Consider the following 16,560-nt stretch of genomic DNA (forward strand, 5'->3'; position numbering starts at 1 on the left):
GTGAGTGGGTCTCTTTGGCAACAAATCTTAGTTCGTTTACAAGATGAATTGCCGGCAACAGAATTTAGTATGTGGATCCGACCACTTCAAGTTGAGCAAGATGCAGGACTATTGGTGTTATATGCACCCAATCGTTTTGTACTTGATTGGGTAAAAGATAAATATCTGATTCGAGTGAATGCTTTACTGGAAGAGTTTTGTGGGAACGATAAACCTAGTTTGCGCTTTGAGGTTGGCAGTCGACCTGCAACTAAACCGCTAGCAACAAAAACTAGAACTAACGTGATTCAAGCCGGCACCGCTAACCAGCAAAATAATCAGTATGATAATGGTAAGAGTTGGGATAAAGAGCCCGCGGTTAAATCTGCTTTAGAGGCGAATCATCGTAACAATATAAACGCTACCTATCAGTTTGATAATTTTGTTGAAGGTAAGTCTAACCAGTTGGCTCGTGCTGCTGCGACTCAGGTTGCGAATAATCCTGGTGGCGCTTATAACCCCTTATTTTTATATGGGGGAACTGGTCTTGGTAAAACGCACCTGCTGCATGCGGTGGGTAACGGTATTATTGCCAATAAAAAGAATGCCAAAGTCGTGTATATGCATTCTGAACGATTTGTTCAAGATATGGTAAAGGCCTTACAAAACAATGCGATAGAGGATTTTAAGCGTTATTATCGTAGTGTTGATGCATTGCTTATTGATGATATTCAATTCTTTGCCAATAAGGAACGTTCTCAGGAAGAATTTTTCCATACTTTTAATGCCTTACTTGAAGGTAATCAGCAAATTATCTTAACCAGTGACCGTTATCCTAAAGAAATTGATGGCGTAGAAGATCGTTTAAAAAGTCGTTTTGGTTGGGGCTTGACGGTTGCTATCGAACCTCCGGAGTTAGAAACTCGGGTTGCCATATTAATGACCAAGGCGAATGAAAATAATATTCGCTTGCCTGATGAAGTCGCTTTCTTTATCGCAAAACGCTTACGTTCCAATGTTCGAGAGTTGGAAGGGGCTTTAAACCGGGTGATCGCAAACGCTAATTTTACCGGTCGCGCGATTACCATCGATTTTGTACGCGAAGCCTTACGTGATTTATTGGCATTGCAAGAGAAGCTAGTCACTATCGATAATATTCAAAAAACAGTTGCTGAATATTACAAAATTAAAATAGCTGATTTATTGTCTAAGCGTCGTTCTCGATCCGTGGCGCGACCTCGGCAACTAGCGATGGCGCTGGCAAAGGAATTAACCAACCATAGCTTGCCTGAAATTGGTGATGCTTTTGGCGGTCGCGACCATACAACGGTGTTGCATGCTTGTCGTAAAATAAGTCAGCTTAAAGAAGAAAGTCACGACATTAAAGAAGACTATCAGAATTTAATTCGTACATTATCGTCATAATCGGAGAGGCGTTGGTAGGTATGCAATTTAGTATCAATCGGGAACAACTACTTAAACCCCTGCAGCAGGTTAGTGCTGCTTTAGGTGGTCGACCAACCATTCCTATTTTGGGTAATGTATTGTTGGATATTAGTAATAACCAGTTGTCTATTACTGGTACCGATATGGAAGTAGAACTAGTCGCGACCTTGCCTTTGCAAAGTACTGTAAATGAAGGGCGCGTGACAGTACCAGCGAAGAAGTTTGTTGATATTTGTCGTGGTTTACCTGATGGCTGTGAAATTAGTTGTAAAGCGGATGATAATCGCTTGGTATTGCGTTCTGGACGTAGTCGTTTTTCTTTAGCGACACTTCCGGCTAATGACTTTCCTAATGTAGAAGATTGGCAGAGTCAGCAGGTGATTCAGTTGACTCAGGGGCAATTAAAGAATCTGATCGATAGCACTCAGTTCTCAATGGCGAGCCAAGACGTTCGTTATTATTTAAATGGAATGTTGTTTGAGACGGATGAGAAAGGACTTAAAACCATTGCCACTGATGGCCACCGCTTGGCATTAGCCGAACAAACTTTTGAGACACCATTACAGCCTCAACAGGTGATTGTTCCACGTAAAGGGGTGATTGAGTTATCTCGTCTGTTGGAACACGAGGACCAACTGGTTGAGCTGCAAATTGGCAGCAATAATATCCGAGCTAGTGTGCAAGGTTTTACCTTTACCAGTAAATTGGTTGATGGACGTTTTCCTGATTATCGACGGGTATTGCCTTCTAATAGTGATAAGGCTCTTATTTCTGGAAGGGATGAATTGAAACAGGCATTTTCTCGAGCTGCTATTCTTTCCAACGAGAAGTTTCGCGGGGTTCGTCTGCAGTTAGAGGCGGGCATTTTGAAAATTACTGCGAATAATCCTGAGCAGGAAGAGGCGGAAGAGATCCTAGATGTTGATTATAATGCAGAAGCTTTGGAAATTGGTTTTAACGTTGTTTATGTTTTAGATGTATTGAATGCGCTAAAGTGCGATCAGATCCGCATCAACATGAGTAATAGCAATAGTAGTGCCTTGATTGAAGATAGTGAGCAGAGTGGCAAAGCGATGTACGTTGTTATGCCAATGCGACTCTAGTGACAAATTAAATTAATGTATATACAAAGTCTTGGTTTGCAAAATTTTAGAAATATTGAGCAAGCTAGTTTAACCTTGAACCCCAAGTTAAATGTGATTTTGGGTGAGAATGGTAGCGGTAAAACGAGTGTACTAGAAGCCATTTATTATTTGGGTTTTGGGCGTTCCTTTCGGAGTAACTTCGCCAGTAAAGTGGTCAGTCATAGCAAGGATAGCTTTGTTGTATTCGCTCAATTGGAGCAGCATAAGATTGGCTTGCAGAAGTTTAAGAGTGGCGACACGGTTTTAAGAATTAATAAGGAAACGGTACGCAGTCAGTCGGTATTGGCTTCGTTGTTACCTTTGCAGATCCTACATCCGGAAGGCTACGGCTTGGTGGATGGTAGTCCTCGCTACAGACGGGCATATTTAGATTGGGGAGTGTTTCACGTGGAACAACAGTTTCACGCGGCTAGTCAAAACTATAAAAAGACATTGAAGCAACGTAATGCATTATTAAAGCAAACAAAACAGTATCAAGACTTATTATATTGGGATAAGCAACTGGTTGAGTTTGCCATGATTGTTAGTCGGTTACGCGCTGCTTATGTGGAAAGTATTCGTACAACTTTGACTGACTTAGTTGCCGAGTTTTTGCCTGAGTATCGGTTTGAATTGGCATTTCATCAAGGTTGGGAAGAAAAAAAGGATTTGGCTGTATTGCTACAGCAAGGTTTTCAGAGGGACCGTATCTTGGGCTATACCCAATGTGGCCCCCATAAAGCCGATATAAAGTTTAAATTTAATGGCGTAAATGCTGTTGACCTTATTTCTAGAGGTCAGTTGAAGCTTTTTGTTTGTGCGTTGATTTTAGCGCAGGGGCAACATGCACAGCAGCATAGCGGTAATCAGACGGTATATTTGATCGATGATTTTGCGGCAGAATTAGATAAGTCTAAACGCCAGTTGTTAGCTAAGTGGCTGCAACAACATGGGTCTCAGGTCTTTGTTTCTGCGATTGAGAAACAAATGCTGGATGGATTTGATTTAGAAGGATGCACAGTGTTTCACGTGGAACATGGTGTTATCAGCGACTATAAAACGAGAGTAAAACATGGCTGAAAATGAATATGGCTCATCGAGTATTAAGGTTTTAAAAGGTCTTGATGCCGTAAGAAAACGTCCTGGGATGTACATTGGTGACACAGACGATGGCTCAGGTTTACATCACATGGTATTTGAAGTCGTCGATAACTCTATCGATGAAGCGTTGGCTGGGCACTGTAAAGATGTGGTGGTTACCATTCATAATGATGGCTCTGTCTCTGTGTCGGATGATGGCCGTGGTATTCCTGTAGATATGCATGAAGAAGAGGGCGTGTCTGCAGCAGAAGTTATTATGACTGTTCTGCATGCCGGTGGTAAGTTCGATGATAATTCCTATAAAGTATCCGGTGGATTACATGGTGTAGGTGTTTCGGTTGTTAATGCCTTATCTATAAAGCTGCAGCTAACGGTAAAACGACAAAATCATGTCTATGAGCAATTTTACACTTTAGGTGTTCCCGATGCTCCCTTGGCTGCGGTGGGGGATACTGATAAAACAGGAACCGAATTACGCTTTTGGCCTAGTGAAGAAATTTTCTCTGATACAACATTTCATTATGAAATTTTGGCAAAACGATTACGCGAACTGTCGTTTCTTAATTCTGGTGTTTCGATCATTTTAAAAGATGAGCGCGATGGTCGCAAAGACCACTTTATGTATGAAGGGGGGATAGAAGCGTTTGTTTCTTACCTCAATACTAATAAAACACCGATTCACCCTAGAGCGTTTAGTTTCAACTTCCAACGAGATGATGGTATCGCGGTAGAACTAGCGATGCAGTGGAACGAAGGTTTTCAAGAAAATGTTTACTGTTTTACCAATAATATTCCACAGAAAGATGGTGGAACCCACTTGGCTGGGTTTAGGGCGGCATTAACGCGTACGCTCAATAGTTATATGGAAAAAGAAGGCATCAACAAAAAAGACAAAAATAACGCAACAGGTGATGATGCGCGAGAAGGTTTAACGGCCGTTATTTCGGTGAAAGTACCTGATCCTAAGTTTTCTAGCCAAACCAAAGATAAGCTAGTTTCCTCTGAAGTGAAGTCTGCGGTTGAGCAGACGATGGGAGAGAAACTGAGCGAGTATCTACTAGAGAATCCGACTGAAGCAAAAATCATTACCCAGAAAATATTGGATGCAGCTCGTGCTCGTGAAGCCGCTCGTAAAGCTCGCGATATGACGCGTCGTAAAGGTGCCTTAGACTTAGCTGGACTACCGGGTAAACTCGCCGACTGCCAAGAAAAAGATCCTGCGCTTTCTGAACTATATATTGTGGAAGGGGACTCTGCGGGGGGCAGTGCTAAACAAGCACGTAACCGCAAGAATCAGGCTATTTTGCCGCTGAAAGGTAAAATTCTTAATGTAGAAAAAGCGCGTTTCGATAAGATGTTGTCATCACAAGAAGTTGCAACACTGATTACCGCGATGGGCTGTGGTATTGGTCGTGATGAGTATAATCCTGATAAGACTCGTTATCACAACATCATCATCATGACCGATGCTGATGTGGATGGTTCACATATCCGAACCTTACTCCTGACTTTCTTCTACCGTCAAATGCCGGAAATTATCGAACGTGGTTATATCTATATTGCCCAACCACCTTTATATAAGGTGAAGAAAGGCAAGCAAGAACGTTATGTGAAAGATGAAGAATCTCTGACCGAATATCTCACAACTTTAGCTTTAGATAACGCTGGGCTATATGTGAATGCGGAAGCACCAAGTATTAGTGGTGAGCCTCTGGAAAGTTTGGTTACTCAATACCGTCGGGTATGGAAGAATAACGAACGTTTATCTCGTCGTTATCCTATCTCTTTGCTTAGCCAAATGATTTATCAACCACCGCTAAAAACAGAAGAGCTACAAGATGCCAGCGTACTCAAAGAATGGGCTGAACAACTGATCGCACCGGTTAATGCGGAATTACCTAGTGGTAACTACTATTCGGTAGCGGTTGAAAAACATCCTGAGCGTGACATCTACTTCCCTGTAGCAACACTCCGTCAACATGGGGTAGATGTATCTTTTAACTTTGAACCCGAGTTTTTTGCTTCGAATGATTATCGAGATATTTGCAGCCTGTATAGGAATTTAGATAATTTGGTGGAAGAGGGTGCTTATATTAAGCGTGGCGAAAAAACCAAACCAGTGAAGAGTTTTGAAGAAGCGCTCAATTGGTTAATGTCTGAATCGCGTCGTGGCTTATATATCCAACGTTATAAAGGACTCGGTGAGATGAATCCGGATCAGTTATGGGAAACGACAATGGACCCAGAGACTCGACGGATGTTGCAAGTGACGGTTGAGGATGCAATTGCTTGTGATCAGCTCTTCACCACCTTAATGGGTGATCAAGTTGAACCTCGTCGTAATTTCATTGAAGAGAATGCACTTAATGTAGAAAACCTAGATGTCTAACATTTAGTATCTACCGTATTAAGCTTAAAAAAGGCAATATGAAAATATTGCCTTTTTTGTGCTTGAAAGCCTAGAGTCTATCCCCATATCTATTCATAACAAGATGCCATGATCATGGGTTTTGTTAAGACAGAGATGCAGCCTTTGTGCTGGTCAATTTAAATTATTGCTCTATGAGGATAACAAACATGCGTAATCAATATGACTTTTCACCACTTTATCGTACGGCCATCGGCTTTGATCGTTTAGCTAATTTCATTGAAGCGGCATCAAACCAAAGTGCCCAATCTCAAAATACAGGCTACCCGCCTTATAATATTGAAGCAGTCGATGATAATCATTATCGAATCACTCTCGCCGTGGCTGGGTTTGCTGAAGATGAGTTATCTATTGTTGCTCAGCAAAATGCTTTAATTGTTACCGGTACTAAACAGAAAAAATCAGATGAGATTAAATATCTGCATCAAGGGATCGCAGAACGAGGCTTCGAACGACGTTATCAAATTGCTGATCACGTAAAGGTGAGCGCGGCTAACTTAGAACATGGCTTATTGGTTATAGAGTTAGAACGAGAAATTCCTGAAGCTCTAAAGCCAAAACAAATTCCTATTAATGGAAAGTTGGCTTCGGTTGAAGTATTGGAGACTAAATCGGCTTGATTGCCAAGGGATGATGAAGAGTGAAAAAAGGGCCAACAGTGGCCCTTTTTAGTATTGTTTTAAGCGAGCAGCGGATTAACCACAGAGGCCAAAATATCGATACCTTGTCTTACATTGGCTTCACTCTGAGCGAAGTTGAGACGAATGCACTCTTGGGTATGTCGCCAATCCTTGTCTATTCCGGGGAAAAAGTAGCTTCCTGGTACGATTAGTAAACCCTTATTTTTTAATTGTTGGTAAAGCTGTTTATCGCTAATCGGTAAGTCTTCAAACCACAACCAAAGAAACATCGCCCCTTCAGATTTGTGAATTCTAAATTTTGCAGAGGGGATAGCTTGTTGTAACCAAGTGATAGCCTGCTCAGATTTATGTTTATAGAAAGGTCGAATGATATGGTTGCTGGCGTCGAGTAGGCTCTTATCCTTTAACATCTCATTGGCTAAAGCAGGACCAATTCCGCCAGGGGATAAATTAATAATGCCTGACAAATTGCTGATTGCCTGAATCGTTGAAGGCTTAGCAATTACAATTCCACAGCGTGTTCCGGGTAAGCCCAATTTTGATAAGCTTAAGCAAAGTATGGTGTTGTTATTCCAAAATGGTTTTGCGTCTTCGGTAAAGACCAAGTTTGGAAAAGGAAGGCCATAAGCATTATCGATTAATAATGGCACCTGATGTTGTTCGGCAAGTTGTGATAGTTTGGTGAGTTCTTCGTCGGTAACCACATTACCTGTAGGATTGGTGGGTCGAGAGACGCAAATTAATCCAATCGACTCATCAACGACCAGCCGTTCAAAGTCGACATGATACTTAAATTGGCGGTTGGCTAAATACTCAATAGAAGGCTTGTTACCGACAAATATTTGTTCGCTTAAACCACTATCCTCATATCCTATATACTCAGGAGCGAGTGGAAATAACACTCTTTTATCCTGCTGCAGCCCCTTACCGGCAAAAAGATTAAATAAGAAGAAAAATGCGCTTTGACTGCCATTAGTGAGTGCAATGTTCTCTTCTTTTATATCCCAATGAAACTGATTACTTAAAAAAGAAGATAAGTTAGATATAAATTCCTTATTACCTTGGGGGGAGTCATAGTTACATAAGGCTTTGAGTAAACTGCCATTACTTAGCCCTGTGCTGAGGTGTTGCTGAAATAACTCGGTCATTTGTGGTATCTGTGCTGGATTTCCACCCCCGAGCATTATCATTTCGTCACCCGCTCGGATCCCTTCATCCAAGTCATCCATCAGTTGCGTGATCCCCGAATGACGGGTGAACTTATTACCAAAATCTGAATACGTCATAAAGCACCTTCTTCGAACTAGGCGTCACAATAACAAACAAATGTGAGGAATGGTATTCGCTAGTCCGATTTGGTTAATGATAGGGTTGAAGTGAATGCAAGGCTCGCTGTAAGGACATTTTGGAGGGCCTAATATCTCAGATAGTTTGATAGGCTCAATAATCTAATTATCGATGGTCAATCAGCGAGCTGGCAGAATTGAATTGAGAATCTACGATCTTGTCATCATATAGGCCAAGCAAAGTGGCTAAAGCCGCTTTGCTTGGCCTTGTCGTTATCTACTTAGTCATTTGACCAGCATAAACGATGACTACTACATCGTCGTTTTTACGGCGTTCAAAAGCGTAAGGCGTGTTACTTAACAAGATGTGTTGTCCTGCCCCGACCGCTTGATGGCGCTTACGGAACTGTAACAACTTTTGCCAATGTTTTTTTACCGCGAGGTGTTCGGCATCGAACTGTTGCCAATTCATATCTGAGCGAGTGGCTTGTTTTTTGTCGGAGCTTCTTGAACCTTTTTCGCGTGCTGTCTCATCGCCATAAAAGACTTGTACCGCGGTTGGCATTAGTAAGAAAGCAGAACCGAGTTGTTTTTGCTTATCCAGTGTTTTGGCAATGCTGCCGTAGGCTAGCTTCGTATCATGCGATGATACATAACTGAGTAGCTTGCCGTCTCGCTTATTGAGTATATCAGCGTATTGTTGATAGCCATCTTGCATTGCGCTAAAACAGTTCATGCCCTTTTTAGCAAGGTCTGTTTGATAACTAAAATCTATTAGGGAGTCGAAGCCGTACTCAAATAATTTTGAATCACTTAAACCTTGTCCCCAATATTCCCCTGTCATCCAAAACTCATTGTTGTCGAGAACTTTATCAGGATGCTCTAATTTCCATTCTTGAAATGCCTGGCTCGAGGCCATTTTTAAGGCTTGCCAAGCTTCTGGCTCGACGTGTTTAACGGTATCTGCTCTAAAGCCATCAATACCGTATTCGCGAACCCAATCGGATAGCCAAGTGACTAAGTAATCGCGTACGCTTGCACCGGGTATTTCAACCGCTTTTGTATCTGGTTTATTTTTATAGAAGGTGGGAAGGCCCACAACCTTTTTGGATTCGGTTTTAAAATCAGGTAAATAAGCTAAAGACATGGTTAAGTCATTAGCCCCTGGGCTAGGGTAGCCTGAGATATCAGTACGAACCCAATCCGGCCCCCACCATTGTTGCCAAGATTTTCGTTTACCATAGTCAACAAAGTCGTTAAAACTATGCCAAGTTTCCCCTTTCGCAGGGGTCCAATTGGTCCACTTTTCGGTGAGGTAAGTCTCGATAGGCTGGTCAAAATTTTGAGTTTCCCCAAACTTAAAGGCCTGCATATCGGCAAGAGTAGCGTAGCCTGCATGATTCATCACTATGTCCATCACGACTCGAATACCGCGTTGATGAGCCTGATCCACAAATTGTTTAAATTCTTTGGCTGTACCCATGTTTTGATCCATGAGCGTATAATCTTGAGCATAGTAACCGTGATAAGCGTAGTGTTTAAAATCACCACTCATGCCTCCTCCAACCCAACCTCGAATTTGTTCGTAGGGCGCAGTGATCCAAATCGCGTTGATCCCTAGATCTTCGATATAGTCGAGCTTTTTGGTGAGACCGGCTATATCTCCACCGTGGAAGGTACCAATTTCTTTTTGACCGTCTTTGCTTCGCCCATAACTATGATCATTCGTCGGGTTACCGTTATAAAAGCGATCGGTGATGACAAAATAGATCGAGGCACTGTCCCAACTAAAGGTATCAGCTTTTTTATGGGTCGATTCTAGGAGTAACAAACCACCACTATCAGCGGCAGGGGTGAATGTTACGTTACCCTGTTGAACGGTACTAATTTGACCGCTGTAAAAATCTTTAACCGTAGAACCTTCTTTAAAGCTGGCGCTTACATCGACGGTAATCGGCTGACCGTCCCATTGCAGACATTGTGCTGTTTGTTTATGAGGTGAGGAGAATGTTTGAGTTTGGTTAGTGGTTTGCTCTGTGGAAGCACAGCCTGCAATGATTACACTAACAAAACATGCTAATAGCGTAGGTTTAAGTGAATTTTTCATGTTTTACATCCGTTTAATTGCTGACCTTTACAAATAAAAAAGCCCCTTTTCAGGGGCTCGAACTACCATGAAAATTTACATTTCTACTTTTTCGATATAAGCCACAGGGATTTCGCCTGACCAATCTAGGTAGAAGCGGTAAACACCATCTTCTTCTGGAGTAAATTTAAAGTTATCGAAGGCGGCGCATTTGTTTAACTCGCGACGCTCTCCAACTTTGATTGGCGCTTCACCGGATAAGAAACCGAAGTTAGTACCACATTGCCATGCAGCATCACCAAACTTCCATTCGTATGGTTGACCATCGGCAATCAGTGGCTCGTCTACAGGAGAGGTGGCGCTCCATACATTAGTTTTGCCTTCAACTGGCATTAACTTATTTTCTGGGGTTGCATCCCACCAACTAAATACACCGCGTAAATGCACGTCGCGGGTTAATTTGCTATCGCCGCCACTACCAGAAGCACAGCCCACGGCCACCACCGTAATCAGTGCAAGAACACCCGCTTTCAAGATATTTTTAAGCATTTTCAATTCCTTTCTTATTTTATAACTTTCCTTTGTCTCTACAGACAAACATTACCTAACGAGCTGAACTGAACTCGTTGTCAGTTATAACGGAGCTTCTCATGAAAAAACGTGCCAAGCTCACAGTCCTATTCTGAAAAGCATTTCATGAAATGAACTATTTTATTAAAACAGTTAAGTGGATCAAAAAAGCCGTATTCTGTAAAGAATACGGCTTGTTTCGGTTTTGCTGTTCTCGTGATTTATTGAATCACAGAAATGTCCGCGATTTCTAAAAACAATTGACGAAGTGAGCTGAGCAGACTTAAACGATTTATTTTTAAAGCATCATCTTCACTCATCACCATCACATTATCAAAGAAAGCATCAACCACCTCGCGGAGGCTTGCCAGCTCAATTAACGCTTGTTGATAATCACCTTTCTCAAGCAAGGGCGCTAAGCTGATTTGCATACTAGCGACAGCCTCAGCGAGAGCTTGCTCTTGGCTTTCTTTTAATAACGAAGCGTCGATTTGTGGTTTCACGAAATCTGGGTTTTTCGCCAAAATATTGGAAACCCGCTTGTTTGCAGCAGCCAAAGCTTGGGCTTGCTCCAAAGTGCGGAAGTGACTCACCGCTTTAATCCGCTGTTCAATATCTGCCAGTTTAGTCGGCTTCCGCTCAAGTACTGCGGTTATCACGCTCGGATCAATAGCTTGTTCTAGGTACATCGCTCTTAAACGGGCGTAAATAAACTCGATAAGCTGAGTGTGAACCTTTGTTTGAGTCGCTTGCTCAAGTTCTAAAGGTAGCAGTAACAAAGCACTATTAATCAAGGTATCCAAGTCCAGGTCAAAGCCCTTATCTTGGATAATTCGAATAATACCTAAGCAGGCTCTACGCAGTGCAAAGGGGTCTTTGTCTCCCTTTGGTAGCTGGCCAATGGCAAAAATGCCCACTAAGGTATCAAGTTTGTCGGCGATAGCGACCGCTGCGGCGACTTTTGATTCGGGTAATTTGTCGCCAGAAAAGCGAGGCCAGTATTGCTGCTGTAAGGCATTGGCGACATCATCATGTTCGCCGTCAAATTTTGCATAATACATGCCCATAACACCCTGAACATCAGCAAATTCCAAGACCATTTCACTGTTGAGATCGGCTTTAGATAGAAGGCCTGCACGCTGTGCATGCTGGCTATTGGCTCCGATCTCTCCAGCAATTTGTGCTGCTAATTCAGAGACTCTGTTTGACTTATCTAATAAGCTGCCAAGCTGCTGCTGAAATACTACGTTGGCCAGTTGGTCTAAACGACTATCTAACCGTGATTTTTTATCGGTGTTAAAAAAGAATTCTGCATCGGCAAGGCGAGGACGAACTACTTTTTCGTTACCCGCAATCACCTGTTGAGGATCTTTACTGACAATGTTCGAAACAAAGATAAAACGAGGTAATAAGTTACCTTTGGTATCTAAGATTGGAAAGTACTTTTGATTGTCTTTCATCGTGTAAATGAGAGCTTCAGCTGGGACGTCCAAGAACTTGTCTTCGAAGCTGCCAACCATCGCAACCGGCCATTCCACCAATGAACAGACTTCTTCAAGCAGCGCTTCATCAATCTCAACAATGCCACCTTCGCGAGCCGCTTCCGCTTCAATTTGTTCGCGGATAATCGCTTTACGCTGTTCATAATTAACAATCACTTTACCGCGGCGATCTAATTGTTGAACGTAGTTGTTGGCGTGGTTAAGCTCAAATTCAGCTTCGCCCATAAAACGGTGGCCACGAATAGTACGCGCAGATTCAATGCCGAGAATATTCCCTTGAACCAATTTCTCACCATAGAGCATCGTGATGGTATGCACTGGACGGATAAACTGAGTTGCTTTTGCTCCCCAACGCATAGGCTTAGGGATCGGCAGTTTAGCTAAACCCTCAGCGACAATTTCTGGGAATAGCTGGTAAATGGTTTGACCGCTGATTTCAGCTTTATGCAGTAGCCATTCACCTTTGTCGGTGCTGAGACGCTCTGCTTGTTCAACGCTAATGCCATTGGAACGAGCCCAACCCTCAGCCGCTTTGGTTGGTTTACCATCTGCATCAAAGGCACTACTTACCGCAGGGCCGCGTTTTTCGACCACTTTATCTGGTGTTTTTTCGGTTAATGCTTGAATAGAAAGTGCTAAACGACGAGGTGCCGCAAACCATTCGATATTTTCAAACTCAAAACCGGCTTTTTCTAAGCTTTGTTGGACATTGCTTTTGAAAGACTCTGCCAAGCCGCGCAGAGCTTTGGGTGGCAATTCTTCGGTGCCGATTTCTACTAATAGGTTTTCGTTACTCATGCTGCCTCCGTTACTTCTTATCTTTGCATAAAGGGAAACCAAGCTCTTCACGAGCATGGTAATACGCTTCTGCTACGGCTTTGGATAAGGCTCTTACCCTCAGAATGTAGCGTTGGCGTTCGGTCACCGAAATTGCATGACGAGCATCGAGTAAGTTAAAGGCATGAGAAGCTTTCATTACTTGTTCGTAAGCAGGTAAGGGAAGACCTGCTTCAATTAATTTTTGGCTGTCTTTTTCACATTGATCAAACTGAGTGAATAGCGCGCCTGTGTCAGCGTGTTCAAAGTTGAAAGTAGACTGCTCAACTTCATTTTGATGGAAAATATCCCCGTAGGTCACTTTCCCCATCGGACCATCGGTCCAGATTAAATCGTAAATGCTATCAACACCTTGGATATACATGGCTAAGCGTTCTAAGCCATAGGTGATCTCACCGGTTACCGGGGAGCATTCTAAACCACCAACTTGTTGGAAGTAGGTAAATTGAGTGATTTCCATCCCATTTAACCAAATTTCCCAACCGAGACCCCAAGCACCAAGTGTTGGTGATTCCCAGTTGTCTTCTACGAAGCGAATATCATGGATCTCGGGATTAATACCAAGTTCAACTAGTGAACCGAGGTAGAGTTCTTGGATATTGTCTGGCGACGGTTTCAACACGACTTGAAATTGGTAGTAGTGTTGTAAACGGTTTGGGTTTTCACCGTAGCGTCCATCGGTAGGGCGACGACAGGGTTGTACATAAGCACTATACATCGGTTCTGGACCGATAGAGCGCAAAAAGGTTTGCGGATGAAAGGTGCCAGCACCTACTTCCATATCTAAAGGTTGAACAATGACGCAGCCTTGACGGGCCCAGTAGTCCTGTAAAGCCAATATTAGGCCTTGAAAGGTTTTTATATCGTATTTATGCATGATTTGTGTCGCGCGTATGAAAAGTAATCGGTTTTATAACTGACGGAGTATACCCTAGCAAGCAGATAGACCCTAGTGCTGTTACCTCAGGAATCACTGATAACCGAGACTTTTTTTTAAAAATCGCTCAACTTCCTTTCTTGATCAAGTATTGAAAGGGCATTTGGTCTACTTTCTTAGCGATTAGTGTGTGATCCATAAATTCACAAAAACTAACCATATCTCGGGTGGTAGAGGGATCGTCAGCCTGAATTAATAAGGTCTCCCCTAGAGCAATGTTACGAATTGCTTTTCTTACCATCATTACTGGTTCAGGGCAGCGTAGACCGAGTGCGTCTAATTGGTGATCGGCTTGGTTAAAATCTATCAAACTACTCATTGATTTATCCCCTTAATGAATGACTTTTACATTGTATAACAGCTACGGTTAGATTTGCAGCTGTCAACTTTGACCAACAGCTTGGCATGTTTTCGATAGTTTTGGCATTTACTACTCCACTAAGGCTATTTCAGCAGACGGTACTTTTTGTTTTTTACAAACTTGCTCGCTGCAATCCAATCTTCCCTTTTTCTCACATCAAGGTGTCGATCATAGAGTGGTTCGCTAATTCCATACCCGATTTATGATTGATATCAGTGACGACAAGATTGGCACCTTCCTCAGAAGAGGCTTCCCCAATTCTTCTTGTTGCTACGGTGACTAATATAGTTTTTGAAGCCTTAACATATAGGGGTTCTCTATAGCGTTTATAAGCTAGGCCTGGCGGATTTAAACCGACCCGCTCAGTAAGGTCGCTGTAACGTACTTTCTGTGTTGGTGCCGTATATAACTGGTTTAGAACGAGATATTCAGTTAAGCCAATACTTTGTTGTTGATACGCTAAAGCAAATTAAAAAGATTGCCCCGAAAATCAGTTTTGTAGTTGCTGCGGATATAAAGTTGGCTAACTTTTGTCAAGATGATATCGATATTGCTATGCGTCGTGAACGCCCCATGGATAATAGAAAAACCACCACATTGGTTTTTTTGCTCGTCAGGAGTATCTAAATACTCATGGGCAGGTTGAAGCAGGGAGTACATTTCTGATGAGCTATTGGTGATGTATAAAAACAAACCTTACCTCAGTATTGGCAATCGTTATGTGGCCAAGCTATTCATCATTCGCAAGTGATTGTAGAAACGAATTCACAAACCCTCTTGATTGAAGCGATCGCTGGTTTTTTGATGACGGATCTATTATTTTTACTCTTCAAATCTTTGTTTTAGGGCATCGATGAAGTCAGTGGCGATTCAAATATCGAATTTCGAACGCTATAAGAATGTAATTCACCAATAGTGTGTTTCTTTTAGCTTTAGCTACTTGGCTGCTTTGACAACCCGCGCTAGTTTGATAGCTGCATATTGGGGCTCGGCTTTTGGATCGTTTAAGAAATTGCTGATCACATCAAAGATGGCACCTTGCACTTTTTCGCTTACCGCTAAGCCGTGGGCCATACTCGGTACCAAATCACCCGATTTGTTACTGGCTTTAAATGCGGCCATCGAGTCTAAAGCGCAGCTATCAAATTGCTTCATATCCATATCGATCCGAACTGGAATAGAGCCTTTGTTGAGGTTAAATATGGTTTGAAACTCGGGGGTGAGAATGGTTTTTGCGAGGCTTTTTTGAGCCTTAATATCTTCAGGTTTATTTAGTTCAAACATTGCAAAACTGTCGATATTAAAGATAAATTGCTGTTGTGTGCCGGGAGCGGGGACGCAAACAAAGTCTTTACCTGGTTGTTTACCTGCGGCAATAAACTCACCCTTGGCCCAGTCCCCCATAATTTGCATGCCGGCTGTACCATTAATTACCATACTGGTTGCCATATTCCAGTCTCGTCCGGGGGAGTCACTATCGATATAGTGGCTTATTTTTTTTAATACGCGAAAGACTTCGACCATTTTGTCTCCGCCTAAAGTCTTATCATCTAGTTTTACGAAAGCTTTCAGGTAGTCTTTCGCACCTAAAATATCTAAGGCTAGCGTCTCAAATAAAGTCGCATTCTGCCAATTCTGCCCACCGTGGGCGAGGGGAATAAACCCGGCGGCTTGTAGTTTGTCTGCAGCGGTGAAAAATTCAGCCAAGGTGGTTGGGATTTTTGCGTCTGCTTTTGCAAATACAGCTGGGTTTGCCCATAACCAGTTTACTCGATGCACATTTAGCGGGACGGCAACGTAGTTGCCCTGATACTTCATAATATCTGTCACGACTTTGGGGATCACATCGTCCCAATGTTCTTCTGCTGCGACGTCGTTAAGGTTACTTAAGAACCCTAGTTCTGCCCATTCTTGAATATCGGGGCCTTTTAGTTGTGCAGCGGCTGGTGGATTACCTGAAATTGCGCGGGTTTTTAACACCGTCATCGCGCTTTCTCCACCTCCTCCAGCAACCGCAAAGTCTTTCCAACTATGCCCTTGGGCTTCAAGCATTTTCTTTAAAACATTCACCGATTTGGCTTCACCGCCGGAGGTCCACCAATGTAAAACCTCAACTTCTCCCGCGTAGGCGGAATTAAGCGAATAGCAGAATATAAGAGTGGAGAAGAAAGTCGTTAATTTGCGCATAGTTAGACCTTATTATTTTTATTTAAGCTCTATCACTTATGTTGAGCATACTAGCCTGAATACTGCAGATAAAAC

The 16,560-nt window shown here is 42.6% G+C and carries 12 protein-coding genes; 5 read left to right on the plus strand and 7 right to left on the minus strand.

Annotated elements, in window-relative coordinates:
- The 5 genes from dnaA (at position 1) to ACRRSX_RS00025 (ending at position 6,698) form a co-directional block, all read left to right on the plus strand.
- Positions 1–1,404 (plus strand): chromosomal replication initiator protein DnaA, encoded by a 1,404-nt coding sequence (gene dnaA / locus ACRRSX_RS00005; protein WP_432455251.1) that lies wholly within the window; start codon positions 1–3, stop codon positions 1,402–1,404.
- A gap of 20 nt (positions 1,405–1,424) precedes the next feature.
- Complete coding sequence (gene dnaN, locus ACRRSX_RS00010; RefSeq protein WP_432455250.1) at positions 1,425–2,528, plus strand: DNA polymerase III subunit beta; 1,104 nt, start codon at positions 1,425–1,427, stop codon at positions 2,526–2,528.
- A 36-nt stretch (positions 2,529–2,564) separates the two neighbouring features.
- Positions 2,565–3,629: a DNA replication/repair protein RecF gene (gene recF, locus ACRRSX_RS00015; protein WP_432455249.1), complete on the plus strand. Its 1,065-nt coding sequence runs from the start codon at positions 2,565–2,567 to the stop codon at positions 3,627–3,629.
- Complete coding sequence (gene gyrB, locus ACRRSX_RS00020) at positions 3,622–6,039, plus strand: DNA topoisomerase (ATP-hydrolyzing) subunit B (RefSeq protein WP_432455248.1); 2,418 nt, start codon at positions 3,622–3,624, stop codon at positions 6,037–6,039. The genes recF and gyrB overlap by 8 nt, the downstream gene beginning before the upstream one ends.
- Before the next feature lie 188 nt (positions 6,040–6,227).
- On the plus strand, positions 6,228–6,698 hold the full coding sequence (locus ACRRSX_RS00025; RefSeq protein WP_432455247.1) for an Hsp20 family protein: 471 nt from the start codon (positions 6,228–6,230) through the stop codon (positions 6,696–6,698).
- Positions 6,699–6,757: 59 nt separating this feature from the next.
- On the opposite strand, the gene ACRRSX_RS00030 is transcribed toward ACRRSX_RS00025, so the two are convergent.
- The 7 genes from ACRRSX_RS00030 to ACRRSX_RS00060 all read right to left on the minus strand — a co-directional run bounded on the left by ACRRSX_RS00030 (position 6,758) and on the right by ACRRSX_RS00060 (position 16,485).
- A complete protein-coding gene (locus tag ACRRSX_RS00030; protein WP_432455246.1) occupies positions 6,758–8,005 on the minus strand; it encodes a valine--pyruvate transaminase in 1,248 nt (415 codons plus the stop codon).
- Positions 8,006–8,282: 277 nt separating this feature from the next.
- Complete coding sequence (locus tag ACRRSX_RS00035; protein ID WP_432455245.1) at positions 8,283–10,112, minus strand: alpha-amylase; 1,830 nt, start codon at positions 10,110–10,112, stop codon at positions 8,283–8,285.
- Between the two features lie 75 nt (positions 10,113–10,187).
- On the minus strand, positions 10,188–10,640 hold the full coding sequence (locus ACRRSX_RS00040) for a hypothetical protein (RefSeq protein ID WP_432455244.1): 453 nt from the start codon (positions 10,638–10,640) through the stop codon (positions 10,188–10,190).
- Positions 10,641–10,882: 242 nt separating this feature from the next.
- Positions 10,883–12,961 carry a glycine--tRNA ligase subunit beta gene (glyS, locus tag ACRRSX_RS00045; protein WP_432455243.1) on the minus strand — a complete coding sequence of 693 codons (2,079 nt, stop codon included), beginning with the start codon at positions 12,959–12,961 and terminating at the stop codon, positions 10,883–10,885.
- 10 nt (positions 12,962–12,971) lie between these two features.
- Positions 12,972–13,877 (minus strand): glycine--tRNA ligase subunit alpha, encoded by a 906-nt coding sequence (gene glyQ / locus ACRRSX_RS00050; protein WP_432455242.1) that lies wholly within the window; start codon positions 13,875–13,877, stop codon positions 12,972–12,974.
- Between the two features lie 127 nt (positions 13,878–14,004).
- Entirely contained in the window at positions 14,005–14,256 is a 252-nt protein-coding gene (gene tusA / locus ACRRSX_RS00055; RefSeq protein ID WP_432455241.1) for a sulfurtransferase TusA, read from the minus strand.
- A gap of 978 nt (positions 14,257–15,234) precedes the next feature.
- Positions 15,235–16,485 carry an ABC transporter substrate-binding protein gene (locus tag ACRRSX_RS00060; RefSeq protein ID WP_432455240.1) on the minus strand — a complete coding sequence of 417 codons (1,251 nt, stop codon included), beginning with the start codon at positions 16,483–16,485 and terminating at the stop codon, positions 15,235–15,237.
- Between the last annotated feature and the right edge of the window lie 75 nt (positions 16,486–16,560).

The organism is Agarivorans sp. QJM3NY_30 (assembly GCF_050870855.2).
Lineage (GTDB): Bacteria > Pseudomonadota > Gammaproteobacteria > Enterobacterales > Celerinatantimonadaceae > Agarivorans.